This window comes from Streptomyces sp. NPDC051452, assembly GCF_044454765.1.
In the GTDB taxonomy this organism is placed as follows: domain Bacteria; phylum Actinomycetota; class Actinomycetes; order Streptomycetales; family Streptomycetaceae; genus Streptomyces.
Genome location: NZ_JBITEB010000006.1, coordinates 42,514 through 68,104, shown reverse-complemented (window position 1 = coordinate 68,104; position 25,591 = coordinate 42,514). Strand labels below are relative to the sequence as shown.

The 25,591-nt window shown below is 70.2% G+C and carries 17 protein-coding genes; 5 read left to right on the top strand and 12 right to left on the bottom strand.

All coding sequences use genetic code 11. From position 1 onward, the window contains the following. Window positions 1-165 precede the first annotated feature (165 nt). Both ACIBA9_RS17085 and ACIBA9_RS17080 read left to right on the top strand, forming a co-directional pair. Window positions 166-1,386, top strand: coding sequence for a thiolase family protein (locus ACIBA9_RS17085; protein ID WP_399363702.1), 1,221 nt, complete (start codon window positions 166-168; stop codon window positions 1,384-1,386). Next, complete coding sequence (locus tag ACIBA9_RS17080) at window positions 1,383-3,512, top strand: 3-hydroxyacyl-CoA dehydrogenase NAD-binding domain-containing protein (RefSeq protein WP_362152957.1); 2,130 nt, start codon at window positions 1,383-1,385, stop codon at window positions 3,510-3,512. Before ACIBA9_RS17085 ends, ACIBA9_RS17080 begins: the two co-directional genes overlap by 4 nt. Window positions 3,513-3,604: 92 nt before the next feature. On the opposite strand, the gene ACIBA9_RS17075 is transcribed toward ACIBA9_RS17080, so the two are convergent. Then, window positions 3,605-5,149, bottom strand: coding sequence for a hypothetical protein (locus tag ACIBA9_RS17075; RefSeq protein WP_399363700.1), 1,545 nt, complete (start codon window positions 5,147-5,149; stop codon window positions 3,605-3,607). Between the two features lie 94 nt (window positions 5,150-5,243). On the opposite strand from ACIBA9_RS17075, the gene ACIBA9_RS17070 reads away from it, so the two are divergent. Next, entirely contained in the window at window positions 5,244-6,155 is a 912-nt protein-coding gene (locus ACIBA9_RS17070) for an endonuclease/exonuclease/phosphatase family protein (RefSeq protein ID WP_399363698.1), read from the top strand. 94 nt (window positions 6,156-6,249) lie between these two features. Here ACIBA9_RS17070 and ACIBA9_RS17065 read toward each other — a convergent pair whose 3' ends face one another. Continuing rightward, the gene (locus ACIBA9_RS17065) at window positions 6,250-10,143 is read right to left on the bottom strand and encodes a CDP-glycerol glycerophosphotransferase family protein (protein ID WP_399363696.1); all 3,894 of its coding nucleotides are present in this window, start codon (window positions 10,141-10,143) and stop codon (window positions 6,250-6,252) included. 369 nt (window positions 10,144-10,512) lie between these two features. Between ACIBA9_RS17065 and ACIBA9_RS17060 the strand changes: the two genes are divergently transcribed. Further along, window positions 10,513-11,613, top strand: a complete 1,101-nt coding sequence (locus ACIBA9_RS17060; RefSeq protein ID WP_399363694.1) for an LCP family protein — start codon at window positions 10,513-10,515, stop codon at window positions 11,611-11,613. A 51-nt stretch (window positions 11,614-11,664) separates the two neighbouring features. Here the strand turns inward: ACIBA9_RS17060 and ACIBA9_RS17055 are convergent, their stop codons facing one another. Next, window positions 11,665-12,768 carry a hypothetical protein gene (locus tag ACIBA9_RS17055; protein WP_399363692.1) on the bottom strand — a complete coding sequence of 368 codons (1,104 nt, stop codon included), beginning with the start codon at window positions 12,766-12,768 and terminating at the stop codon, window positions 11,665-11,667. A 154-nt stretch (window positions 12,769-12,922) separates the two neighbouring features. On the opposite strand from ACIBA9_RS17055, the gene ACIBA9_RS17050 reads away from it, so the two are divergent. Further along, complete coding sequence (locus ACIBA9_RS17050; RefSeq protein WP_399363690.1) at window positions 12,923-13,315, top strand: NTP pyrophosphohydrolase; 393 nt, start codon at window positions 12,923-12,925, stop codon at window positions 13,313-13,315. 10 nt (window positions 13,316-13,325) lie between these two features. Here ACIBA9_RS17050 and ACIBA9_RS17045 read toward each other — a convergent pair whose 3' ends face one another. The 9 genes from ACIBA9_RS17045 to ACIBA9_RS17005 all read right to left on the bottom strand — a co-directional run bounded on the left by ACIBA9_RS17045 (window position 13,326) and on the right by ACIBA9_RS17005 (window position 25,567). Continuing rightward, on the bottom strand, window positions 13,326-14,774 hold the full coding sequence (locus tag ACIBA9_RS17045; protein WP_399363688.1) for an ArnT family glycosyltransferase: 1,449 nt from the start codon (window positions 14,772-14,774) through the stop codon (window positions 13,326-13,328). 72 nt (window positions 14,775-14,846) lie between these two features. Next, window positions 14,847-16,370 (bottom strand): amino acid permease, encoded by a 1,524-nt coding sequence (locus ACIBA9_RS17040; RefSeq protein WP_399363687.1) that lies wholly within the window; start codon window positions 16,368-16,370, stop codon window positions 14,847-14,849. Between the two features lie 343 nt (window positions 16,371-16,713). Continuing rightward, window positions 16,714-18,642, bottom strand: a complete 1,929-nt coding sequence (gene dxs, locus ACIBA9_RS17035) for a 1-deoxy-D-xylulose-5-phosphate synthase (protein ID WP_362152931.1) — start codon at window positions 18,640-18,642, stop codon at window positions 16,714-16,716. Window positions 18,643-18,784: 142 nt separating this feature from the next. Next, entirely contained in the window at window positions 18,785-20,077 is a 1,293-nt protein-coding gene (locus ACIBA9_RS17030; RefSeq protein ID WP_362152929.1) for a sugar ABC transporter permease, read from the bottom strand. Next, window positions 20,074-20,862, bottom strand: coding sequence for an ATP-binding cassette domain-containing protein (locus ACIBA9_RS17025; RefSeq protein ID WP_362152926.1), 789 nt, complete (start codon window positions 20,860-20,862; stop codon window positions 20,074-20,076). The genes ACIBA9_RS17030 and ACIBA9_RS17025 overlap by 4 nt, the downstream gene beginning before the upstream one ends. A 181-nt stretch (window positions 20,863-21,043) precedes the next feature. Next, window positions 21,044-22,147, bottom strand: a complete 1,104-nt coding sequence (locus ACIBA9_RS17020; RefSeq protein ID WP_393899902.1) for a substrate-binding domain-containing protein — start codon at window positions 22,145-22,147, stop codon at window positions 21,044-21,046. 133 nt (window positions 22,148-22,280) lie between these two features. Then, window positions 22,281-23,480: an ROK family transcriptional regulator gene (locus tag ACIBA9_RS17015; RefSeq protein WP_399363683.1), complete on the bottom strand. Its 1,200-nt coding sequence runs from the start codon at window positions 23,478-23,480 to the stop codon at window positions 22,281-22,283. 226 nt (window positions 23,481-23,706) lie between these two features. Next, window positions 23,707-24,636 (bottom strand): carbohydrate ABC transporter permease, encoded by a 930-nt coding sequence (locus ACIBA9_RS17010; RefSeq protein ID WP_399363681.1) that lies wholly within the window; start codon window positions 24,634-24,636, stop codon window positions 23,707-23,709. Between the two features lie 4 nt (window positions 24,637-24,640). Beyond that, a complete protein-coding gene (locus ACIBA9_RS17005) occupies window positions 24,641-25,567 on the bottom strand; it encodes a sugar ABC transporter permease (RefSeq protein WP_362152917.1) in 927 nt (308 codons plus the stop codon). Window positions 25,568-25,591 lie beyond the last annotated feature (24 nt).

The following is a 25,591-nucleotide window of genomic DNA, read 5'->3' as shown; positions in this document are numbered from 1 at the left end:
CGAGGGGTACGTCGTAATCAAGCCATCCCGCCGCCGGTGGTGGTGTGACGTTCGCCGCTCCCCCCGGCAGGACTGTGCAGCTACGTTACTCATAAGTAGCATGGGTCCTGAGCGCGCGCTCAGCGCAACGCAGCAGTGCCACCCCGCACCTGGAGGAGAGCCATCGTGCCTCGTACCGTCAGGGACGTCGTCTTCGTAGACGGCGTCCGCACCCCGTTCGGCAAGGCGGGCCCGAAGGGCATTTACCACGAGACCCGCGCCGACGACCTCGTCGTGAAGGCGATCCGGGAGCTGCTGCGCCGCAACCCCGGGCTGGACCCCAAGAAGATCGACGAGGTCGCCATCGCCGCGACCACGCAGATCGGCGACCAGGGCCTGACCCTCGGCCGCACCGCCGGCATCCTCGCGGGCCTGCCGCAGTCGGTGCCCGGCTACTCCATCGACCGCATGTGCGCCGGCGCCCTGACCGCGGTGACGACCACCGCGGGCTCGATCGCCTTCGGCGCCTACGACGCCGTGATCGCCGGTGGCGTCGAGCACATGGGCCGCCACCCCATGGGCGAGGGCGTGGACCCCAACCCGCGCTTCGTCAGCGAGAAGCTGGTCGACGAGTCCGCCCTGTTCATGGGCATGACCGCGGAGAACCTGCACGACCGCTACCCGCAGATCACCAAGCTGCGTGCCGACGAGTACGCGGTGCGCTCGCAGGAGAAGGCCGCCAAGGCGTACGCCAACGGCAAGATCCAGCAGGACCTGGTGCCGATCTCGGTGCGCCGCACGAACGCCGAGGCCGGCGAGACCGGCTGGGGCCTGGTCACGGCCGACGAGCCGATGCGCCCGGGCACCACCCTGGAGAACCTGTCCGGTCTGAAGACGCCGTTCCGCGTGCACGGCCGGGTCACCGCGGGCAACGCGGCCGGTCTGAACGACGGCGCCACCGCGTCGATCATCGCGAGCGAGGACTTCGCCCGCGAGAACAACCTGCCGGTCAAGATGCGCCTGGTCTCCTACGCCTTCGCGGGCGTCGAGCCCGAGGTCATGGGCTACGGCCCCATCCCGGCGACGGAGAAGGCGCTCGCCCAGGCGGGTCTGTCCATCTCCGACATCGGCCTGTTCGAGATCAACGAGGCCTTCGCCGTACAGGTCCTGGCCTTCCTCGACCACTACGGCATCGCGGACGACGACGAGCGCGTCAACCAGTACGGCGGCGCCATCGCCTACGGCCACCCGCTCGCCTCCTCCGGCGTCCGTCTGATGACGCAGCTGGCCCGCCAGTTCGAGGAGCAGCCGCAGGTCCGTTACGGCCTGACCACCATGTGCGTCGGCTTCGGCATGGGCGCGACGGTCATCTGGGAGAACCCGCACTTCGACGGAGGCGACAAGTGAGCACCACCGCTGAACTCCTGAAGGGCGCGGCCGAGCTGTTTCCGGACGAGGTCGTCACGCAGGCGCACGTACGCCACTTCGACCTGCCGTTCGGTGCCGGTCGGTTCGCGCTGATCACGCTGGACAACGGCCTGGACCACACCAAGCCGACCACCTTCGGGCCGCAGTCGCTCGCCAACCTCGACAGCGCGATCGGCCAGGTGGAGAAGGAGGCGGCCGAGGGCACGATCGTCGGCGTCGGTGTCACCGGCAAGCCGTTCATCTTCGCGGTCGGCGCCGACCTCAAGGGTGTCGAGCTGCTGAAGAGGCACGAGGACGCTCTCGCCATCGGCAAGGGCGGCCACGAGGTGTTCAAGCGCCTCGCGGGCCTCGCGGTCCCGACCTTCGCGTACTACAACGGCGCGGCGATGGGCGGCGGCGTCGAGGTCGGCCTGCACTGCACCTACCGGACCGTCTCCGGCGCGATCCCGGCGTTCTCGCTGCCCGAGGTCTTCCTCGGCCTGGTCCCCGGCTGGGGCGGCTGCGCCCTGCTGCCGAACCTGATCGGCGCCGAGAAGGCCGTCTCGGTGATCATCGAGAACTCGCTGAACCAGAACCGGCAGCTCAAGGGCAAGCAGGTCTTCGAACTGGGCATCGCCGACGCCCTCTTCGAGGGTGCCGACTTCCTGGAGCAGTCGCTGATCTGGACCGCCCAGGTACTCAAGGGCGACGTCCGGGTCGAGCGTCCGGAGATCGACCGCGGCGAGGCCTGGGACCAGGCCGTCGCCAAGGGCCGGTTCATCGCCGACTCCAAGGTGCACGGGGCCGCTCCGGCCGCCTACCGCGCCCTCGACATCATCGCGGCCGCCAAGAACGGCGACCTCCAGCAGGGTTACGACGCCGAGGACCAGGCTCTCGCCGACCTGATCATGGGTGGCGAACTGCGCTCCGGCATCTACGCGTTCAACCTGGTGCAGAAGCGCGGCAAGCGTCCCGCGGGCGCCCCGGACAAGAACCTGGCGCGCCCGGTCACCAAGGTGGGCGTCGTCGGCGCCGGTCTGATGGCCTCGCAGCTGGCCCTGCTGTTCCTGCGCCGCCTGGAGGTGCCGGTCGTGCTGACCGACATCGACCAGGAGCGCGTCGACAAGGGCGTGGGCTACGTCCACGCCGAGATCGACAAGCTGCTCGGCAAGCGCCGCATCAACCAGGACAAGGCCAACCGCCTCAAGGCGCTGGTGACCGGTGTGCTGGACAAGGCCGAGGGCTTCGCGGACGCCGACTTCGTCATCGAGGCCGTCTTCGAGGAGATCGGCGTCAAGCAGAAGGTGTTCGCGGAGGTCGAGGCGGTCGCCCCGGCGCACGCGATCTTCGCCACCAACACCTCCTCCCTGTCGGTGTCGGAGATGGCCTCGAAGCTCAAGCACCCCGAGCGGGTCGTGGGCTTCCACTTCTTCAACCCGGTCGCGGTGCTGCCGCTGCTGGAGATCGTCCGTGGCGAGCAGACGGACGACGCCTCGCTGGCCACCGCCTTCGCGGTCGCCAAGAAGCTGAAGAAGACGGCCGTTCTGGTCAAGGACGCCCCGGCCTTCGTGGTGAACCGCATCCTGACCCGCTTCATGGGCGAGATCCAGAACGTCATCGACGAGGGCACCCCGGTCGCCGTCGCCGAGAAGGCCGTCGAGCCGCTCGGGCTGCCGATGTCCCCGCTGGTGCTGCTGGAGCTGGTCGGTCCGGCGATCGGCCTGCACGTCTCGGAGACCCTCAACCGGGCCTTCCCGGACCGCTTCACGGTCTCCCCGAACCTCGCGGCCGTCGTCAAGGCGGGCAAGCGCGGCTTCTACGTCTACGACAGCGGCAAGCCGGAGCTGGACCCGGAGGTCGCCGCGCTGCTGAAGCAGGGCGACGTCGTGCTGACCGAGGAGCAGGTGCGGGCGCGGGTGCTCGACGCGGTGGCGCAGGAGATCGGGCTCATGCTCGACGAGGGTGTCGTCGCCGAGGCCCAGGACATCGACCTGTGCCTGATCACGGGCGCCGGCTGGCCCTTCCACCTGGGCGGCATCACGCCGTACCTGGACCGCGAGGGTGTCTCCGAGCGCGTGAACGGCAAGAAGTTCCTGGCTCCGGGTGTGGCGTCCGTCCCGGCGTGATCGCACCACACCGCTGAAGCACCGCTGAAGCACACATGAAGAGGGCCCCCGCACACCGCGGGGGCCCTCTTCCTCGTGGTCCGCTCACCCGGTCAGTAGCCGCCGCCGTAGAACGCGGCCGCCGGCGCCCCGGCCGAGGCGCCCATCACGGTGAACGGCACCTGGGTGAAAGGGGATTCGGCGCCTGAGGCGTCCACCGCGAACACGTCGACGACGTGCGCGCCCGCCGACCACTCCCAGCCCCCGTCCCAGGACCAGCCGCCGTTCGGGGCGACGGCGGTGCCGCCCAGCAGCACGCCGTTCTCCCGGAAGCCCACCTGCGCGGCCCCGGGCGAGGACCCGGTGAAGACCACGCGCGCGGTCGGCACCTGCTCGTGGGCCACGGGTTCCAGCACCGTCGGCGCGGCCTCGCCCTGTCCCACCGTGGCCGGCACCGGGCCGCCGTCCCAGCCCGTCATCGCAACCCCTGCGCCGGGCAGTTGACCCGGCGCGGCCCCGGCCGGCGTGTCACTCGCCGTGAAGGGGACCTCGGTGCGCTCGGAGTGGAAGCCGCCCGGGTCCACCGCGAACAGCCTGACCAGGTGCTTGCCCGGGGACCAGGGCCTGCCCAGCTCCCAGGTCCAGCTGCCGTCGGGCGCCACGGCGGGCGAGCCGAGGAACTTGCCGTGCTCCCAGAGGCTGACGCGCACGGCTCCGACGGCGACGCCGGAGAAGTGGGCCCCGGTCCTCGGCACCTCCCCGTTGTACGGCGGGCTCGTCACCACCGGGGGCGGGAAGGCCGCGGCGTCCTTCACCTGGGAGGTGGCGGAGAGGTAGGCGCTGATGGCCGACGTGTCGCGGTCGGGCTCCTCGTAGCCGTTGCGCACGAAGCCCAGGCGCGGTGGCATGCCGTCGGCGAGAAGGTTCACCAGGCCCATGAGCGCCGGCACGTTGCGCCGGGTGACCTGGGTGTGGCCGGTGATGAACGGCGATTCGCTGAAGATGAAGTTGAAGTTCTCGTACCGCTGGAACAGGCCCAGGAACGGCTCCACTTGTTCCGGGTACTGCTCGTCCTGCGGGGAGGAGAGCAGATAGATGTTGGCGGTGCGGTTGACCTCGGAGCGGACCAGATCGGGCAGGATCGCGTCGACGGCCCGCACGTTCTCCTGCGGTATGCCCTCGCCCAGCATGAAGCCGGCCACCTTGGGGTGCACCTTCTGCACATACGTTCCGATGTGGAACTGCGGCACGAGGGAGACGATGTTCCGGAAGCCGTAGCGCAGCCCGAAGTACAGGGCCGCGCTGCCGCCCTTGGAGCCGCCCCACATGGTGACGTCCTCCGGCGTGAGGGACAGCGCCTTCATGACGTTGAAGATCAGCGTGGCGACGGACTGCTCCAGCGAGAAGTCCATCTCCTTGCACAGGTAGTAGCTGTTCATGCCCTGGAAGCGGTCACGGATCCAGAGGATGTTGGCACGCACGTTGTCGAAGACACCGTTCGACCAGCCGTAGTCGTCGGGCGCCGAGAAGTTGGCGAAGACGACGACGAGGTGCCGGTTGCCGTTCTTGGCGTGGGCGAAGCGGTATTCGACGGGGAACGCACCGGAGGCTTCGATCCCGTTGACCAGTTGCCGCCCCGTCGCGGGCGCTTTGGACATGTACTCACTCCACTGTCGGATGTGCTTCGAAGCCGGTCAGGTGCGGCGTACCGGAGGATTGGCGTACGGTCGGCTGATCGGACATGATGACGTGATGTTTCCGACCCGCTCCGAGTCGGCGGTCCGGGCCGGTGGATGGCGAAGGCGCGGCCGTGCGGCCGCCGTGGGGGCGCTGCTGGGCCTCGCCGCCGCCCTGACGTGGTCCCTGATGTCCGGGCAGGCCCCCTCCTCCGCCACCGGGCGGACCCTCACCGTGGCGACCTGGAACATGTGCGGTGTGGAGCGGTGGAACTGCGAGGGCACCGGGAGTCCGGCCGTCAAGCGGCGCGCGCTGAGCGACCTGGTCGCCCGCACCGGTGCCCGGGTGGTGTTCCTCCAGGAGTCCTGCGCCGGTGACGTGCGGGCCGTAAGCGCGCGGCTCGGGGCGTCCTGGCACAGCGCGTTCCACGCCTACACCTGGCGCACCGCCGCCGGCCGTACGAGCACGGTGCGGTGCGCCGGAGCCGGGCAGGGGGCCGCCGGTACGGCGTTGCTCTCCGCCTACGACCTCTCGGCCGTCGCCCCGGTGGCCGCGCAGCAGCCCACCGTCGGCCTGCGCCGCGGCATCCTGTGCGCGACGGTCGCGGCGCTGGACGTCCGGCTGTGCGTCGCCCATCTCAGTCCCCCGGGCAGCGACCGCGCCCATCCGCGCTGGGAACTGCGGGACGACCAGCTCAGGGCGCTGGTTTCCGCGGTGCCCGCGCGGCGCACGGTCTTCGGCGGCGATCTGAACGTGGACCCGCCGGCCGCGCACAACCCGGCTGCCTGGGTCTGGCCGGCCGAGCCGTACCACGCCTACGAGGAGTGCGACCAGCCCTCCGCGTCGTCGCTTTACGGCCGGCCCACGCACCGGTCCCGGCACAAGATCGACTACTTGTTCACCGGTCTGCCGCGCGCCGGTTGCTCGGTGCGGGACACCGGCGCCTCCGACCACTACGCCCTGGTGCTGCGGGTGCGGACGCGCTGAACCGCGCCACCCGGACGGGACGGTCGGCGGCCGGTCGGTGCGGACCGGCGCGGGCGCGCTCACCGGGGGGCGTGCCCGCGGGCAGGTCCGGCGGTCACACAACCACGCCCTCGTACGTCCGGCCCTCGTACGTCCGGCTTTCGGGCATGTGCGGCCCGGCCGGTGCGGTACGGATGTCGGGGTGGGGCTGCCCGGGCATCGCGTCCATCAGGTGGCCGGTCTCCGGCCGGCGCTGGTGCACGACGCGGTGCTGCGGGGAGAACCAGGCCTGGCCCTGCCACGGGAGGGGGGCCAGGGGCCGCGCCGCGTGGCGGGTGTCGACGGTACCGACCGCCGGGGCGTTCGCGTCCCCGGGAGCGAGGTCGCCGCCCGCGACGAGCATGCGGTCGGCGAGCCGCGCGGCGGCGTATCCGTCGTCGAGGTCGCAGAACTCCCGCTGGAACCAGCGGTAGCGCTCGGCGTAGGTGTCCTGGATCCGGTCGACGTCCCGGATCGCCGTCACCAGGTCCTCGGAGGTGTACAGCAGGGGCCCGGGTGCGCTGTTCTCGAAGTCGAAGTAGAAGCCGCGCAGGGTGTCGCGGTAGTGGTCGAGGTCGTAGGTGAAGAAGAGGATGGGCCGGCCGGTGTTGACGTAGTCGAACATCAGGGACGAGTAGTCCGTGATCATCACGTCGGTGATGAGGGACAGGTCGGCCATGTCCGGGTAGTCGGAGACGTCGAAGACGAAGCCGTCGCCCGCGCCCGGCACCGGGTCCACCACGTTGGGGTGACGGCGGACCAGCAGGACGTGGTCGGCGCCCAGGCGGCGCCGCGCGTCGTCGAGGTCGACCCGGAAGTCCAGCTTGTACTTGCCCGGGGCGTGGAACTGGTCGTCGCGCCAGGTGGGTGCGTACATCACGACGCGCTTGCCCTCGGGCAGGCCGATGCGCCCGCGGATCTCCCGTTCCCGCTCCTCGGTGCCGGACCTGCGCAGGATGTCGTTGCGCGGGTAGCCGGACTCCACCATCTCCCCGGGGAAGCCGAACGCCCGCTTGAGGATCGGGGTGGAGAAGCTGTTGGGCGAGACCAGCATGTCCCAGTTCTCCACCTCCGTCTCGACCCGCTCCAGGTAGCGCTGGTCGGCGAAGTGGATGGCCTCGATGTCGTGGCCGATCTTCTTCAGCGGGGTGCCGTGCCAGGTCTGCACGACGACCTGGCCGTCCCGCTTGCGGAACCAGTCGGGGAGGTGGTTGTTGGCGACGACGTATCTGCTCGTGGCGAGGGCCTCGTACCACTCGGGCGACCACATACGGACGGCCTTCGCCGTGGCCGGGACCTGGACCTGGTCGTCGCGCACGACCCACAGGTGTTCCAGACCGGCGCCGCGGCGCACGAGTTCCTCGTGCAGGGCCCGGGGGCTGTCGGAGTACTGGGTTCCCTTGAACGCGTCGAAGAGGACCGCGGGACGCACCCGCTCGCGGCGGGCCGCCGGGTAGGCCTTGGTGCGCAACTGCTTCTGGCGGTAGGGGCCGCGCGCGTGGTCGGGCATGGCCGAGTGGACCAGCAGGGACAGCCGGTCGTAGGCCTCCGCCTGGAGTTCGTAGCGGCGCTCGGCGTGCTCGTACTCCTGCGGGAACGCGCCGATGTGGTCCTGTTCGAGCTTGACCATCAGGTCTTCGAGCCGGTCTTCGCGGGCCACCGCCGACAGGTCCTGGCGCCGCAGGAAGAAGTCCCAGCGGCCGGCCGCGAGCGGGATCCGGCCGGCGAGTGTGTGCATGGCGGCGGGGGTCAGGACACAGCTGAAGCGGGTGCGGTCCCAGGTCAGCGGGATGTCGCGTTCCGCTCCGTGTGCCCGCGAGCGCACCACCAGGTGGGCGGCGCGGTACTGCTGCGGGGTCAGACGGTCGGCGGTGTCGTAGCGGCCCTCGATCTCCAGCGCGCCGTCCTCCCGCCAGGCCACCCGGGTGGCGATCGGCAGGGCGGCGCGCTCGAAGAGCACGAGGTAGCCGGAGCCGTTGCGGTGGACCACGATCTCGCGGTCGCCCTCGCGGGTCTGCAGCGCGGTGGGCATGCGGTAGAAGCCGTCGGTCGTGTCCTCCGCCATGACCGGGTACATGGTCATCTTGCGGCCCTCGACGTGGAAGGTGGTCTTCCAGCCGTTGCTGCCCATGCTCCAGGACTGGGGGACCTCCACGCCCGCCTCGGCGTCCGCCCGGAACCGGGGGACCAGGGAGCGCAAGGGGACGCGGGCCGTGAAGGTGCACCAGCCCTCGCCGCCGGGCTGGAAGGTCACCCGGGCGTCGTGCCGTCCGGCGCCGTTCATGCTGGTCACCCGGAGCTTGCCCCACTCCGGCACGGTGGGGCCGAGGTAGACGCCGCGCAGCTCCAGCCGGTCCCCGACGAGCCGGTGGCCGGTGATCCGGCAGCGCACGACCTCGACCCGCAGCTTCAGTTTGTCCTGCAGGAACAGCGGAAGGATGCGGGTGTTCTTGTCGACATACCGGTAGGGCGGATTGGCCGCGCCGCCCGCGCCGCCCCGGCTGATGCCCCGGTAGCGGAACAGCCCGCGGCTGAGCACGCCGGCCGCCACGTCCCAGGTGCCCTCGACCCACTTGCCCTTCTGCTTCAGTCGGGTGGTGTCGATGCGGGTCTCGAAGCCGGCCCAGTCGTAGCAGTAACGATTCTGCCCCGAGTTCTCCGTGGCCTGCGGCGCATACGTGGTCCTCGCCGGCGTGATCACCATCCGCCCCTGCTTCTTGTTGCGCAGGGCGATGGCCTTCACCGACATATGTTTCTTGTGCACGTTGATGAAGCGGACGTACGCCGTCCCCTCCAGCGTGAGCAGGTCGGCGTTGGGGCTCCAGCGGGCACCGGTCAGCGCGCCGTGCAGGGAGAACTCCTTGTCCAGCCGGTACGCCTTCTTGTCGAGACCGACCTGCCGGTCCCCCAGGTAGGGGTAGTTCAGATAGCGGCGGAAGCGCCGCTGCACCGGCATCGGGCCGCCGCGGCGCTCGAACTCGATGACCTCGAGCAGCTCGGCCAGCCGCCCTTCCCACACCAGCAGCCACTTGACCCGGGCGTCCGCGGGCAGTTCGCCGATGATGGAGAGGTCCGCCTCGTCGAGGAACTCCCGGGCCCGTTCCATGAAGGTCTGCCGGTACTCCTCGTCGGCGTCCGGCAGCACCTTCAGATGCAGCATCAGGTCGGACTTCAGACAGGCGAGGTCGTACTTGCGCTTGCTGTCCTCGTACTGGCGCGAGCGCCGGTCGGCGAGGAACCGGCTGACCGACTGCACGGCGGAGACGCGGTCGCACAGGTTCGACAGCTCGGTGTAGCGCTGGGTGATGGAGGGCGCGGCCCCGCCCTCGCGGCGGCGCCAGTAATAGATCACGTCCGTGACGACGTCGACCTTGTCGGCACGGAAGTGGGCGTACATGTTGACCCAGGAGTCCTCGTACATGACGCCCTCGGGGAACCGGATGTCGTGGTGGTCCCAGAAGGAGCGCCGGAAGACCTTGTTCCAGACGGTGCGGTCGTAGATGAGCGCGTCGAACCGGGTGATGTGGGTGCCACGCCGGTTCTTCTGCATGGGGCCCTTGTGCAGCGGCGACTGCCACTTCTTGGTGGAGTTCATCATCTGCACGTTGCCGGAGACGAAGTCCGAGTCGGACTCCTCCAGGGTGCGGATCAGCAGCTCGTAGGCGTATTCGGGGATGACGTCGTCGCCGTCCACGAAGGCGAGGAACTCGCCGCGCGGATGCAGGGACCGCAGCCCGGCGTTGCGGGCGTGACCGGGTCCGTGGGCGTGCTGGCGGATCAGCCTGAAGCGCGGGTCCGCGGCGCAGTAGTCGGCCGCGATGCGCAGGGAACCGTCACTGGAGCCGTCGTCGACGAGGATCACCTCGAAGTCGGCGAACGACTGACGCGCGATCGACTCCAGGCATTCGGTCAGGTAGATCTCGACGTCCTGAAAGGGGACGACGATACTCAGACGCGGATGATCCGCCAACTCGCACTCCAACCCGCACATTTCACCCGACGCGCCAACAAACGATTTCCGCGCGGATGTCCACCCCTCGCAGCGGCGTATCCCCGTCGGCTCCCTTGCCGACCGGCGTTGCCCTGCCCGCGAGCGCGGCGAAGCCCCCCTCCACCGGCGTTCACAGGTCCGACACATCTTATGTGATTCTTACCTGTGGTCAAGACTTATTCATGTGCCATACATCTCCGGCCCTTGCGGACCCCACCCACTCCCCAAATGCCCTAGTCGCAAAGCTTATAGTTCTCTTACTGCATTCATAGTTTCAGAGGGTCGGCCTCCCCCCACCGCCCCCGAACCTCCGCGAAGCGGAGCCCGTGAGGAGAGGAACCGAAGGCGATGACGCACAGCGCCACCACCGAGCCCCGGGGTGCCCGCAAGGCCCCCTCGACCGGGGGGCGGCGCCGGCCGCGGGGCGGCAAGGGCCCAAGGAGACGCTGGGGCCGGATCGTTCTGCTGTCCGTCCTCGTCCTGGTGCTGGCCGCCGGTGGCGTCGGCTACTGGCTCTACCGCGACCTCGACAACAACATCAAGGGCGTCGACATCGACAAGGCGATCGGCGACGACCGCCCGCAGAAGCTGCCGACCTCGGGCCAGAACATCCTGATCCTGGGCTCCGACTCGCGCGCCGGCGCCAACGCCGCCCTGCACACGGGCAACGTCTCCGGGGCGCGTTCGGACACCGCGCTGGTGATGCACATACCCGAGGGCCGCACGAAGGCCGTCGCCATCAGCATCCCGCGCGACACCCTGGTGACCCGGCCGCAGTGCACCAAGGCGGACGGCTCCCAAGTGGCCTCGGCGCGACGGGTGATGTTCAACTCCATCTACTCCCAGGCGGGTCCGGCCTGTGTGGTCAAGACCGTCGAGCAGATCTCCGGGGTCCGCATGGACCACTACGTCGAGATCGACTTCGCCGGCTTCAAGGGGCTGGTGGACGCCATAGGCGGGGTGAGCGTCACCGTCGACCGGGACATCCACGACTCCTCCAGCGGCCTTGACCTGGCCGCCGGCACGCACCGGCTCGACGGCACGCAGGCGCTGCAGTTCGTCCGCACCCGGCACGGCATCGGGGACGGCAGCGACCTCGGCCGTATCGGACTGCAGCAGCAGTTCATGATCGCCCTGCTGTCCGAGATCAAGAAGCAGGATCTGCTGGGCAGCCCGGCCAAGACCTACCGGATAGCCGACGAACTGACCGCCGCGCTCACCACCGACTCCGAACTCGCCTCGCTGAGCAAGCTGGCGGAGTTCGGCCGCAGTCTGAACGGCGTCGACCCGTCCACCATGGAAACGATCATGCTGCCCGTGGCGTACGACAAGGTCGACCCCAACCGGGTCGTGGCCGCCGAGCCGCAGGCCACGCAGTTGTGGAAGGCGATCCGCTCCGACGACACGATCCCGGAGTCCGCCAAGAAGTCACCGGCGACGGGCGGTTGACGCCCGCGGTGCCGGCCGGCCGCCGAGCGGGCGGCCGGCACCGTCAGTGCCTCACAGCGTCTGCCAGTGGGTGAGGGAGAGTCCGGCGCCGTCCTCCTGGCGGGCCACCTTCGGCACCCCGTCGGCGCCGATCAGTGCCATGACCACGCGCCCGTGGCCGTCCCGGGCCAGGGCCGGAGCGCCCTGGCAGGACTCGGCCAGCGCGTACCACCAGAAGCCGGCCTCCTCGCTCTCGGTGCCGCCCATGCCCAGCACGGCCGAGCCGTCGGGGTCGCGGTAGGCGAGGACGAGGCAGTCGTAGCCGTCCAACGGCGTGCGCAGCACGGCGTACGGCCGCTTCGCCGGGGACCCGCCGAGCGGGCTCGGCCAGCCGCCGAGCCGCCAGGCCGCGGCGGCACCGCTGTCGGCGTCCGTCCAGAAGAACGTGGCCCGGCCGGGCGCGGTCTCCGCCGCGGCGACCGTACCCGGCGCGGCCCGCAGCGCGAACCCGCGCGGGCCGCCGAAGTCGCCGCCGGGCGCGGACTGGCGCCAGACCAGCACGCCGGTCTCCGCGGCGGCGCAGACCTCCACCCTGCCGTCGGCGAGCGCGACCGGCGCGGGCGGCGCGTCGATGCCGCCGCCGCGCAGGTTCTCCCATGCCCGCCATTTGCCGTTCGCGGCCTCCCGGCGCAGCATCAGGGCGCCCTGCGCGCCGCGCGCGAAGACGTGCACCGTGCCGTCCGGGGCGACGGCGCCGACCGGGCGGCCCGGATCCCCGCCCGGGTGCGGGTTGCCCAGCGAACGCCAGTCGGTGCAGGCCAGCCCGGTCTGGTACTGGATGGCGTGGACGACGTCGAGGCCGCGCGAGCCGTCGGCCGCGGTGCGCTCCCGGCGGCCGAGGAAGTGCACATAGGTGTCGGCGCCCTGCACCACGGTCAGCTCGGCGAGCCCGGGCACCGCCACGAAGTGCGGGCCGCTCCAGGCCGGGCCGCCGGCCGTGGTCTCCGTCCACCTCAGCAGTCCGCCGTCCGTGGGCGCGTACAGCGTGAGCCGGCCGTCCTTGCCCAGAGTGAGCCAGTCGCCGTACGCGACGCCGGACGCGAACCGTCCCTGCTCCTCGCGCGTGCGCCCGGCCGGGCGGACGGCGTCCACGGGGCCTGCCGGCCTTCTCCGCATGGCCTCGTGCACCTTCCTGAAGTCCGCCGCATCACGGGCACGGGAACCCTGAAAAAACTCGGCACATCATATGCTGTTCGAGCACCTGTTCCCCAGCCGTCCCCCTGACGGGACCTGCCGCCCCGGAGCCTTCGGGCATGGCACCCTTGGCGGCATGGACGACGCCCGCGACGCCGCGCCCCCGCACCACCCGCTGCTGGTGATCGTGGACGGCGCGAACGTCGTCGGATCGCGGCCCGACGGCTGGTGGCGGGACCGCGCGGGGGCCGCCGAGCGGCTGCGCGACCGGCTGGCCGAGACGGGGCTGCCCGGCCGCGCGGAACCGGTGGAGATCGTGCTCGTGGTCGAGGGCGCGGCCCGGGACGTGACGCCGGTGCCGGGCGTACGGGTGGAGGCGGCGCCCGGCAGCGGTGACGACCGGATCGTGGAACTGGCCGCCGAGCACGGCGACCGGGACCGGCTGGTGATCACCGCCGACCGCGAACTGCGGCGCAGGGTCACCGAACTGGGCGCCGAGGTGGCGGGCCCGCGCGCGGTGCTGGGCTGAGCCGCTCCCGCTACTCCCTGGGCAGCCGGGCGTACAGCACGGCCCCGTCCACCGTGCCCACCTCCTCGTAGCGTGCCGCGAGCAGGCGGCGCAGGCTGGGGACGCGGTCGGCGGCGTACGGCTTGCCGCGGGAGTCGTCGACGACCAGCGCCGGGCGGTGCGCGTCCATCTCCCGCCGGAAGACGGGCCAGGCCCCGGCGACGGCGAACTTCTCACCGACCTGCGAGCCGTCCCGGCCGCCGCTGTAGTTGGTGAGCAGCCCGGCGGTCAGATAGCGGGTGGCGGGACTGCGGCCGGCCAGCCAGTACGTCTCGGGGTGTATCCCCCAGACGACGACGCGGTCCGTGGGCCCGGTACGGCGTTCGAGGGCGCCGGCGAGCCGCTGGGCGTGCGCGAGTTCGGGGCGCGGGGCGAACAGGCCCCAGGCGAGGAAGAGGGAACAGCAGCAGGCCGAGGTGAGCACGGCGCTCACGCGGCGCTCCGCCGGCAGGATCCGCAGCGCCCAGGTGGCCAGCAGCGCGAGCGGCGCGGTGAGCTGGAGATAGTAGTGCCCGAAGAAGTGCAGTCCGAGGGCCACGGCGCCGGCCGAGGAGGCCAGCCACAGCCACAGGTCCGTCGCACCGGTACGGGCGACCCGCAGGGCCCGTACGACGGGCGCGAGCAGACCGGCCGAGGCGCAGCCCAGGATCGCGGTGTTGACCGACGCCCGGACGAGCACATGGAGTTCGGATCCGGCGAAGGCGGCGTAGGCGGCCGAGCCGGTCACCGTCCAGAACAGGAATCCGGCCGGGTCGGTGACCAGGGCCGCGCCCAGCACCGGCACGGCGAACCCGGCCACGAGCCGCGGCAGGCCGGTCCGCGTGGCGCCCTGGCGGTGCAGCAGCCAGACCACCGGCAGCAGGACCGCGCCGCCGGTCTGCTTGGTGAGGAACGCGGCGGCGACGGCGGCCCCGGCCGCGGTCCAGCGCCCGCGGTCGGCGCACCACACGGCGGCGGCGGTGCAGGGCAGTATGAACACCTCGAAGGTGGCCGCCTGCGCGTCCTCGGGGTTGAGCCCGACCGAGACCAGCAGGTACAGCACCCCGGCCGTCCAGCCCGCGCCGTCGCCCCAGCGGCGCCGGGCGAGCGAGGCGAGCAGCACCGCGGTGAGCAGCTGGGCGAGGACCGCCAGCACCCGCAGCGGCGTCAGGGAACCCGCTCCGCACACCGCGAAGGCGGCCTCGTACAGCCAGGGGAGCAGGGGCGGCTTGCGGTCCACGACCGTGTCGTAGAGGTGACCGCCCTGGGCGAGGAGGCCCGCCTGGACGGCGAGGTAGCCCTCGTCGGGGTTCCACAGCGGCCGGACGAAGGAGGGGACGCGGGTCAGACAGGCCAGTGCGGCGAGCGCGGGTGACAGCCGGCCCCAGTACGCCGTTCGGTTGGTCACGGACCGTGCGGGGGCGAGCGGGACGGCGAGCATGGGGAGCACGCTATCCGGCCCCGCGGGTCCGCCCGAAGCGGAACATACGGGGCCGGGGATGTTGACGGAGCGTTACGGGGTCTTCCCGGTCGGCGGCCGCGGGGCCGAGGCGGCCGCGGCGGCCTCGCGCCGGCCCAGACGGCTGTGCGAGCGGCCGTACAGGAAGTACACGCCGAAGCCGATCACCATCCAGACCGCGAACCGCAGCCAGGTCTCGGCGGGCAGGTTCAGCATCAGCCACAGCGAGGCGCACACCGACACGATCGGGACGACGGGCACCAGTGGGGTGCGGAAGGAGCGCTCCAGGTCGGGGCGGGTCCGGCGCAGGATGATCACGCTGATGGCGACGACGACGAAGGCGAAGAGCGTGCCGATGTTCACCAGTTCGGCGAGTTCGCTGAGGCTGGTGAAGCCCGCGACGACCGCGATGACGACGCCGAGCAGGATGGTCGGCCGGTAGGGGGTGCGGAAGCGGGGGTGGGTGTGCGAGAAGAAGCGGGGCAGCAGGCCGTCGCGGCTCATGGCGAAGAAGATCCGGGACTGGCCGAGCAGCAGGATCATGCACACCGTGGTCAGACCGATGGCGGCGCCGAAGCTGATCAGGCCCGCGAACCAGGGGTGGCCGGTGGCCTTGAAGGCGTCCGCCAGCGGCGCCTTGATGGAGAGCAGGTTGTACTTCTGCATGCCGGTCACCACGATCGACACCGCGACGTACAGGGCGGTGCAGATGACCAGGGAGCCCAGGATGCCGCGCGGCACGTCACGCTGCGGGTTGCGGGTCTCCTCGGCGGCGGTGGCGACGACGTCGAAGCCGATGAAGGCGAAGAAGACCACGGACGCCGCGGTGAAGATGCCCATGAGGCCGAAGCTGGAGGGCGCCCAGCCGAACATCAGCTGGATGAGCGGGGCCTTGAGATTGCCCGCCGCCGCCGCGGACTGCGCCTTCGGGATGAACGGGTGGTAGTTGCCGCCGCGGATGAAGAAGGCGCCGGCGATGATCACGACGAGGACGACGGCGACCTTGATGGCGACGACGACGGAGGTGACCCGCGCGGAGAGCTTCATGCCGACGACGAGGATCGCGGTGAGCACCAGGACGAGGGCGGCGGCGAGGATGTCGAAGCCGAAGCCGGTGGCGCCGTCCCGGCCGCTGAGCGACTCCGGCAGTTGCCAGCCGGCGTTGTCGAGCAACGAGTGGATGTAGCCGGACCAGCCGACCGCGACCACCGCCGTGCCGAGCGCCAGCTCCAGGACCAGGTCCCAGCCGATGATCCAGGCGGGCAGTTCACCGAGCGAGGCGTAGGAGAAGGTGTAGGCGGAGCCCGCCACCGGGAGGGTGGAGGCGAACTCGGCGTAGCACAGGGCGGCCAGGGCGCAGACGACACCGGCCACGACGAAGGACAGGGAGACGGCGGGGCCCGCGGTGTTCCTGGCGGCCGTGCCGGTGAGGACGAAGATGCCGGTGCCGATGATGACACCGACGCCGAAGACGGTCAGGTCGAGGGCGGTCAGCGACTTCCTGAGCGAGTGCTCGGGTTCCTCGGTGTCCTGGATGGACTGCTCTACGTTCTTCGTCCGAAAGAGCGCGCTGCTCACTGTCCTGCCTCCCACGCTTGTCGTCCTCGACATGATCGAGAGGGTCGGGATGCGTATGCCCCGGCACAGGCAGGTTCACGCAGAAGGGCCGGTTCCGCCACCTGGGAACAGCGGCGGAACCGGCCCGGACGAGCCGGAGGACCTAGGCCCTATCTGACAATTCGCGTCTGCCGCGCGACGCCATGCACGCTCCCCCAGCCTTCGGCCGGGGGGACCCCCACTCGCCGCACCGGCCCCAGACCCGAGTACGTCCAGTACAAGGGCCTGCGGCCGGCACGCCGAGAGCACGCACCTGACGCCGCGCGGCCGCCCTTCGGGCGACGACGCGAATGTCAGACAGGCCCTAGTCGCGCGCGGGCTCCACGGAGTCCACCGCTTGCGCCGTACGGTCGAAGCGGCCGTCGAGCTTGGAGACGAGGCCGGTGACCTGGCGGGCGATGTCGGGCGCGGTCAGTCCGATCTCGGCCATCACCTCGGCGCGGGAGGCGTGGTCGAGGAAGCGCGGCGGGATACCGAAGTCGCGCAGCGGCACGTCCACGCCCGCGTCCCTGAGGGCCTGGGCGACGGCGGAGCCGACCCCGCCGACCCGGCTGTTGTCCTCGACGGTGACGACGACCCGGTGACGCTCCGCCAGCGGGGCCATGGCCTCGTCGACGGGCTTGACCCAGCGCGGGTCGACCACGGTGGTGGAGATGCCCTGCCGTTCGAGCAGGCCGGCGATCTCCAGGCACATCGGGGCGAGGGCGCCGACCGAGACGAGCAGCACGTCGGGCCGGTCGGTGCCGGGCTCGCGCAGCACGTCCATCCCGCCGACGCGGCCCACGGCCGGTACGGCGGGGCCGACGGCACCCTTGGAGAAGCGCACCACGGTCGGCGCGTCGTCGACGGCGACGGCCTCGCGCAGTTGGGCGCGGACCTGGTCGGCGTCGCGTGGGGCCGCGAGCCGCAGTCCCGGGACGACCTGCAGGAGCGACATGTCCCACATGCCGTTGTGCGAGGCGCCGTCGGTGCCGGTCACACCGGCCCGGTCGAGCACGAAGGTCACCCCGCACTTGTGCAGGGCCACGTCCATGAGGACCTGGTCGAAGGCGCGGTTGAGGAAGGTGGCGTACACGGCGAAGACGGGGTGCACCCCGGCGTGCGCGAGGCCCGCCGCGGAGACGGCACCGTGCTGCTCGGCGATCCCGACGTCGTACACCCGGTCGGGGAAGCGCTTGGCGAACTTGTCCAGGCCGACCGGCTGGAGCATGGCCGCGGTGATGGCGACGACGTCCTCGCGCTCCTCGCCGAGCCGGACCATCTCCTCGCCGAACACGGAGGTCCAGTCGGCGCCGGAGGAGGCGATCGGCAGGCCCGTGTCGGGGTGGATTTTGCCGACGGCGTGGAAGCGGTCGGCCTCGTCCTGGAGGGCGGGCTGGTAGCCGCGGCCCTTCTCGGTCAGGCAGTGCACGATGACCGGTCCGCCGAACCGCTTGGCGCGGGCGAGGGCCGACTCCAGCGCCTCGATGTCGTGCCCGTCGATCGGGCCGACGTACTTGAGGCCCAGGTCCTCGAACATGCCCTGCGGGGCGATGAAGTCCTTCAGCCCCTTCTTCGCGCCGTGCAGGGTCTCGTAGAGCGGCTTGCCGACGACCGGGGTGCGGTCGAGGATGTCCTTGGTCCGGGCGAGGAAGCGCTCGTAGCCGTCGGTCGTGCGCAGGGTCGCCAGATGATTGGCGAGGCCGCCGATGGTCGGGGCGTAGGAGCGCTCGTTGTCGTTGACGACGATGACGAGCGGGCGGTCCTTGGCCTCGGCGATGTTGTTCAGCGCCTCCCAGGCCATGCCGCCGGTCAGCGCGCCGTCACCGATCACGGCGACGACGCGGCTGTCCCGTTTCTTCAGCTCGTTGCCCTTGGCGATGCCGTCGGCCCAGCCGAGGACCGTGGAGGCGTGGCTGTTCTCGATGACGTCGTGCTCGGACTCGGCCTGCGAGGGGTAGCCGGACAGGCCGCCCTTCATCTTCAGCCGCGAGAAGTCCTGCCGGCCGGTGAGCAGCTTGTGCACGTAGGACTGGTGGCCGGTGTCCCACAGCACCTTGTCCTTCGGGGAGTGGAAGACGCGGTGCAGGGCGATGGTGAGCTCGACCACGCCGAGGTTGGGGCCGAGGTGGCCGCCGGTCTTGGAGACGGCGTCGACGAGGAAGCCCCGGATCTCCTCGGCCAGCTGGTCCAGCTCCTCCAGGCTGAGCCGGTCCAGATCGCGCGGTCCCCTGATGCGGGTCAGCAGCGGCACCCGTGCCTCCTTGCAGTAGAGCTGATCGAGCTTTGCCGGGCCTGTCGAGTCTAATGTTCCGGCTTCGCTGGTGGTGTCCGGGTGTAAGACACGGGAGTGCCCGGCGCCCCGAAGGGCGCCGGGCACTGGGGTCTTGCGGGTGTCAGGCGCGCCCGGCCGACTTCTGGGTCTTGCGGGTCACCGCGTCGATGACGACGGTGGCCAGCAGGACGCCGCCGGTGATCATGTACTGGACCGGGGAGGCGATGCCCTGCAGGGCGAGGCCGTACTGGATCGAGACGATCACCAGCACGCCGAGGAGCGCGTTCCAGGTCCGGCCGCGGCCGCCGAAGAGGGACGTGCCGCCGATCACGGCCGCCGCGATCGCGTTCATCAGCAGGTCACCGCCGCCGGCACCCTGGTTGGCCGAGGTGATCTTGGAGGCGATGAACAGGCCGCCGATGGCGGCGAAGGTGCCGGAGATCGCGTAGACCGAGATCCGGACCGCCGCGACGTTGATGCCGGCCCGGCGGGACGCCTCGATGCTGCCGCCGAGCGCGAAGATCTTGCGACCGTACGCCGTGCGGCGCAGCACGAAGTCCGTGATCACCAGGACCGCCAGGAACAGCACGACGGCCAGCGGCAGGCCCTTGTACTGGTTGAAGACGGCGGCGGCGGCGAAGGCCACGACGGCGAGGAGCACCGTGCGGACGATGATCTCGCTCAGCGGACGGGACGGGACACCCGCGGCCTCGCGGCGGCGGTTGTCGAAGAACGCGGTGAGGAAGAACACGACGACGGCGACGACGGCGAGGCCGTAGGCGGCCGCCACGTCGCTGAAGTAGTAGCCGCTGAGCTTGGCGACCAGACCGCTGTCGTCCAGGTTGATGGTGCCGTTGCTGCCGAGGATCTGGAGCATGAAGCCGTTCCAGAACAGCAGACCGGCCAGGGTGACGGCGAAGGCCGGGACACCGACCCGGGCGAAGAAGAAGCCGTGGATCGCGCCCGCCACCGCGCCGGTGAGGATGGCGAGGATGAGCGCCAGCCACTCGGCCATGCCGTGCGTGATGTTGAGCACGGCGAAGGTGGCGCCCGCGACACCGCTGACCGAACCGACCGACAGGTCGATCTCGCCGAGCAGCAGGACGAAGACGATACCGACGGCGATCATGCCCGTGCCGACCATGGCCACGGAGATGTCGGACAGGTTGCCCGCGGTGAGGAAGTTGGAGTTCAGGCTCGCGAAGATCGCCCAGATGACGATCAGGCCGACGACGACCGGGATGGAGCCGAGGTCACCGGCGCGGATCTTGCGCTTGAACTCGCCGACGTAGCCGGCGAAGCCCTGCTCGCGCACGAGCAGCCGGGGGTCGACGGCCACGTCCGAACCGGCCGCGGCCTCCGGGTTCTCCGCGGTCTGCGGACCGGCAGGGGTGGAGGTCTTGTCGATGCTCACTTCTGAGCCTCCCCGTTGCGCGCCGCACGGCGGGTCACGGCGTTGTCCGTGGCACCGGTGATGGCGGAGATGATCTCTTCCTGCGAGGTGGACTTGACCTCGAACACGCCGTTGTTGCGCCCCAGGCGCAGCACGGCGACCTTGTCCGCCACGGCCTTCACATCGGCCATGTTGTGGCTGATGAGGATGACGGCGTGGCCGCGCTCGCGCAGCCGCTCCACCAGGTCGAGGACCTGCGCGGTCTGCTCGACACCGAGCGCCGCGGTGGGCTCGTCGAGGATGACCAGCTTGGGCTCGCCGAGCATGGAGCGGGCGATGGCCACGGTCTGGCGCTGACCGCCGGAGAGCGAGGCGATCGGGATGCGCACGCTGGGGATGCGGATCGACAGCGTGGTGAGCAGCTCACGGGAGCGGCGCTCCATCTCCACCTCGTCCAGGACGCCGCGCTTGCGCAGCTCCCGGCCCAGGTAGAGGTTGCCGACGACGTCGATGTTGTCGCACAGCGCGAGGTCCTGGTAGACGGTCGCGATGCCCAGGTTCTGGGCGTCGTGCGGCTTGTTGACCTGTACGGCCTTGCCGTCCCACTCGATGACACCCTCATCGATGGGATGCACGCCGGCGATCGTCTTGACCAGCGTGGACTTTCCGGCGCCGTTGTCGCCCACCAGGGCGACCACTTCACCGGCGTGGACCTCAAGCTCGACGTCGGTGAGCGCCTGGACGGCACCGAACCGCTTGGAGACCCCGCGCAACGCCAGCACGGGCGTAGCGGACACGTGAACCATCTCCTTCGCCGCCTGACCCGGCGGGAGGTTGTGCAGAACTTTGGAAGGGGGTCCGTCCGGCGCCCCGCCCGAGCTTTGCGGGGCTGGTGGATGCGGGGCGCCGGAGGGGCTTGTCACCGGGCGCGTCCGCCGGGGGGATCCTCCGGGGAAGTCGCGCCTGGGGTAAGGGTGGTGCGGCTGCTTACTTCAGACCGATCTTGGCGCAGGCCGACTTGTACTTGTCGGTGCAGATGTCGCTGATCGTGTAGAAGCCGTCCTTGATGACGGTCTCCTTGATGTTGTCCTTGGTCAGCGAGATGACCGGGACGATGACCGAGGGGACCTGCTTCGTGGTCGGGCTGTCGACCTTGCTCGTGGCGATGGAGTCGAGCTTCTCGCCCTTGCCCAGCGCGACGGCCATCTTGGCGGCCACGGCGGCCTCCTGCGGGTAGGACTTGTACACGCTCATGTACTGGTCGCCCGTCACGATGCGCTGCACACCGGCCAGCTCGGCGTCCTGGCCAGTGACCGGGACGTTGATGCCGGCGGCCTTGAGTGCGGTGATGATACCGCCGGCCATGCCGTCGTTGGCGGAGTAGACGCCCACGATGTTCTTCTTGCCGAGGGCGGAGATGGCGCCCTCCATGTTGGCGTTGGCGTTCTCCGGCTTCCACTCCTTGGTGTCGTACGACTTGGCGATGTCGACCTTGCCCTTGAGCTCCGCCAGCGCGCCCTTCTTGAAGAAGGCGGCGTTCGGGTCGGTGATCGCGCCGTTCATCATGACGATCTTCGAGGAGGGCTTGGCCTTGTCGCCCAGCGCCTTCAGCAGGGCCTTGCCCTGGGTGTGGCCGACCGCTTCGTTGTCGAAGGAGGTGTAGGCGTCGATCGGGCCCTCGGCCAGACGGTCGTAGGCGACGACCGGGATGCCGGCGTCCTTGGCCTTCTTGACCGAGCTGGCGATGGCCTTGGAGTCCACCGCGTCCACGATCAGCACGTCGACCTTGTTGGTCACCATCGTGTCGACCTGCTGGTTCTGCGTGGTGGCGTCCTGCTTGGCGTTCGCGTAGACGACCTTGCCCTTGCCGTTCGTCAGGTCCTTGACCTGCTTCTCGATGATGGGCTTGTCGAACTTCTCGTAACGCGCGGTCTGGTTCTCCGGAAGGAGCAGACCCACCGTGATGGCGTCGCCCTTCTTCGAACCGGAGCCGGAGTGGTCGCTGCCGCCCTTGGACTCCTTGGCACTGCCACAGGCGGCCAGCGAGACGGCCATCGCTCCGGCGGCAACCGCAACGGCGGCACGACGCATACGTGCGTTCACTTCAGAAACCTCCCTGACGAGGCCGCGTCGTTGCGGCCGAGGTGGCTGGAAGTCAACTCGGCCACACGTGCGACGTCAAGAAGTAAATCCTTAACGAGATGGCAACGGTGCCATCCGTTCTCTAAGTGAAGGCAGGCGCCGCTGCGGACAGCGTTCCCTCCAAAAGGGTTGAATCGCCCATCTCGCTGAGCGCGAGGGCGAGCGCCCCGAGCACCTCCGCACGGCCGCCAAGTGCCCCGGGGAGCACCGAGAGTTGACGCGCCGCGCTGGGGATCGCGTACCGGCCGACGGACTCCCTGATGGGCCCGAGGACCAGCTCACCGGCCTCGGCCAGATCACCGCCGAGGACCACCCGGCTCGGGTTCAGCAGATTGCACAGATTGGCCACGCCGCTGCCGATGTGGCGGCCGACGTCGGCGATCACCCGGCGGCAGCCGGGGTCCCCGTCCCGGGCCAGCCGTACGACGCCCTCCATGGTCAGGTCGGGGCCGTGACCGGGCTGGAGCAGCGGAAGCACGTAGCGCGCCGCCGTGAACGTCTCCAGGCAGCCGCGGTTGCCGCACCGGCAGACCGGGCCGGACTCGTCGAGGGTGATGTGCCCGATCTCCCCGGCCGTGCCGCCCGGGCCGCGGTAGATCTTCCCGTCGATCACCAGACCTGCGCCGACACCGCTCGCGACCTTGATGTAGGCAAGATCACGGACCCCCTTGCCGCTGCCCCAGACCAGCTCGCCGAGGGCGCCGAGGTTGGCGTCGTTGTCCACGTGCACCGGCACGCCGAGCCGGCCCTGCAGCTCCTCGGCGGGCTTGGTGCCGCCCCAGCCGGGCAGGATCGCGGTGGACCCGAGCGTGCCCGACTCCACGTCGATCGGCCCGGGCACGCCGAGCCCCACGCCGGCCACCTTCGAGCGGTCCACGCCCGTGGCCGCGATCAGGCGGCTGACCAGCTCCTCGGCCCGGTCGAAGCCCTGCGCGGAGGAGGCGTCGACGTCCAGGGGCTCGGACTCCTCGGCCAGCACCTGGTGGGCGAGGTTGCCGATCGCCACCCGCAGATGGGTGTGCCCGAAGTCGACGCCGATCACGATGCCGGCGTCGCCGCTCAGGCTGACGCTGCGGGCCCGCCGCCCGCCCGCGGAGGTGGGCGTGACCTCGACGGTTCCGCCGTCCTTCAGTTCCCGCACGATATTGGAGACGGTCGCGGCGGACAGACCGGTCGTCCGCGCGATCTCCGCCTGCGTGAGGGACCCGGCCAGGCGTACGGCCCGGACGACCCGCTCCAGGTTGGCTCGGTGCAGTGATGACTGCGACCCTGGAGTCTCCACGACGACCTCCTGAGCGCGGGGCCGCTTCGGCGAGGCCCCGTGTATGTCCAACTAGTGAACTCTAAGCTGAGCCGTTCGGGGTGTCTTCCGTCAAGAGGTTGAGCCGTTTCCGGGAGCCTCGACACACCGGGACCCTCCGACGCGCACCCTCCCGGGGACGGGAGGGTGCGCGTCGGAGGGTGTGCGTCCACACACCCGCGGGGGGCCGCCCCGCCGGGTGCCGCCCCTATTTCAGCGCCCCCGCGGTCAGCCCCTGCACCACCTGCCGCTGGAAGACGACGTACGCCGCGAGCACCGGCAGCATCGCCATGACCAGGCCCGCGAACAGTCCCGACCAGTCGCCCTTGTACCCCTGGCTGACCGCCAGCTGGACCAGGCCCTGGGTCAGGACGCGCTTGTCGGGATCGGTGTTGAGCACCGTGGGCAGCATGTACTGGTTCCACTGGCCCAGGAAGTTGAAGATGCCCACGCTGATCAGGCCCGGCTTGGCCATGGGCAGCATGATCTGGAAGAACGTACGCGTGTGCGAGGCACCGTCCACGAAGGCCGCCTCCGCCACCGAGGTGGGCAGGGTGCGGAAGAACGCCGTGAGGAAGAAGACCGTGAACGGCAGCGAGTAGGCGATGTAGACGAGGATCAGCCCGTGGATCGTGTTCAGCAGGCCCATGTTGTTCACGACGTAGAACAGCGGGACCAGTGCCAGCATGATCGGGAAGCTCATGCCGCCGACGAACAGGTAGTAGATGAACCGGTTGCCCGGGAAGTCGAACCTGGCCAGCACGTACGCGGCCATGGAGCCGAGCACCAGGGTGCCGATCAGCGAGCCGCCGACCACCAGGACGGTGTTCAGGAAGTAGTCGCTCATATTGGCCTGGGTCCAGGCCCGCGACCAGTTGTCGAAGTGCAGGCTGTGCGGCAGCGACCAGGGCGAGCCGAAGATGGCGCTGTCGTCCTTGAAGGACGTCATCACCGCCCACAGCAGCGGCATGACCACCATGATCGCCCAGATGATCAGCATGCCGTGGGAGAAGACGTTGAGGACGCCGCCCTCCCTCTTCTTCTTCGCGGGGGGCCGCGCGGAGGGCGGCGTGTCCACCTTGGAGACGCTCGCGCCGGACTCGGCCGGCAGCGGGGCGGGGGTCTCGGTCGTCTTCATCGCTTCAGAACTCCAGCCGCTCGCGACGGCCCAGCCGCATCACGACCGCGGCGAACGCGAGCGTGACGACGAGCAGGGCGACGCCGATGGTGGTGGCGTAGGCGGCCTGACCGTCCCGGAACGCCTTCTGGTACACGTACAGGACCATCACGGTGGTCGAGTAGTCGGGGCCGCCCGGGCCGGTCGTCATGATCTGTACGACCGCGAACGACTCGGCGCCGAGCGCGAGGATGCCCATGTAGACCCAGCCGGACTGCACGGTGTCCCACAGCAGGGGCAGGGTGATGCGGGAGAAGGTGGTGAAGCGGCCGGCCCCGTCCAGCAGGGCCGCCTCGTACAGCTCGGCCGGGATCGAGGCCATGCCCGCGGAGAACAGCACCACGAAGAAGCCGACCGTGGACCACACCAGGACCGCCATCACACACCACAGCGCGAGGCTCGGATCACCCAGCCACAGCGGCTGGACACTGTCGAGGCCGATACCGCGCAGCACCGAGTTGATCGCGCCGCTGTCGGGGTTGTACGCGAAGGCGAACAGCAGCGCGACGATCGCGATGGACAAGACCTGCGGAAAGAAATAGACGATCTTGTAGAAGGAGGAGCCCCGGACACCCGAGACCACGGGGCCGCCCCTTCTCCGGCGGCCACCCACATTGATCATGAAAGCGAAGAACAGGGCCAGACCGAGCGTCACCACCGGCAGCACCAGAGCGAACAGCAGACTGTGCTGCAACGACTTCCAGAAGATGTCGTCGTGGAACATCCTCTTGTAGTTGTCGAAGCCGACCATCTTGAATTCGGGGCTGAGGCCGGTCCAGTCCGTGAACGAGTAGTAGATGGACTGGATGAACGGCCAGACCACGAAGAGCGCGTACAGTCCCAGGGGCACTGCCAGAAACCCCACGATGAACCGGTACTTGCCGTGCTGCATCGTCACTCCGGTGCTGTCGGGGGT

Bases quoted from the DNA above. Each gene is read 5' to 3' on its own strand.
- ACIBA9_RS17070 (WP_399363698.1), top strand. From the start codon at position 5,244: ATGTTTCCGACCCGCTCCGAGTCGGCGGTCCGGGCCGGTGGATGGCGA.
- ACIBA9_RS17010 (WP_399363681.1), bottom strand. From the start codon at position 24,636: ATGAAGACGACCGAGACCCCCGCCCCGCTGCCGGCCGAGTCCGGCGCG.
- ACIBA9_RS17045 (WP_399363688.1), bottom strand. From the start codon at position 14,774: ATGCTCGCCGTCCCGCTCGCCCCCGCACGGTCCGTGACCAACCGAACG.
- ACIBA9_RS17055 (WP_399363692.1), bottom strand. From the start codon at position 12,768: ATGCGGAGAAGGCCGGCAGGCCCCGTGGACGCCGTCCGCCCGGCCGGG.
- ACIBA9_RS17050 (WP_399363690.1), top strand. From the start codon at position 12,923: ATGGACGACGCCCGCGACGCCGCGCCCCCGCACCACCCGCTGCTGGTG.
- ACIBA9_RS17005 (WP_362152917.1), bottom strand. From the start codon at position 25,567: ATGCAGCACGGCAAGTACCGGTTCATCGTGGGGTTTCTGGCAGTGCCC.
- ACIBA9_RS17060 (WP_399363694.1), top strand. From the start codon at position 10,513: ATGACGCACAGCGCCACCACCGAGCCCCGGGGTGCCCGCAAGGCCCCC.
- ACIBA9_RS17075 (WP_399363700.1), bottom strand. From the start codon at position 5,149: ATGTCCAAAGCGCCCGCGACGGGGCGGCAACTGGTCAACGGGATCGAA.
- ACIBA9_RS17025 (WP_362152926.1), bottom strand. From the start codon at position 20,862: ATGGTTCACGTGTCCGCTACGCCCGTGCTGGCGTTGCGCGGGGTCTCC.
- ACIBA9_RS17020 (WP_393899902.1), bottom strand. From the start codon at position 22,147: ATGCGTCGTGCCGCCGTTGCGGTTGCCGCCGGAGCGATGGCCGTCTCG.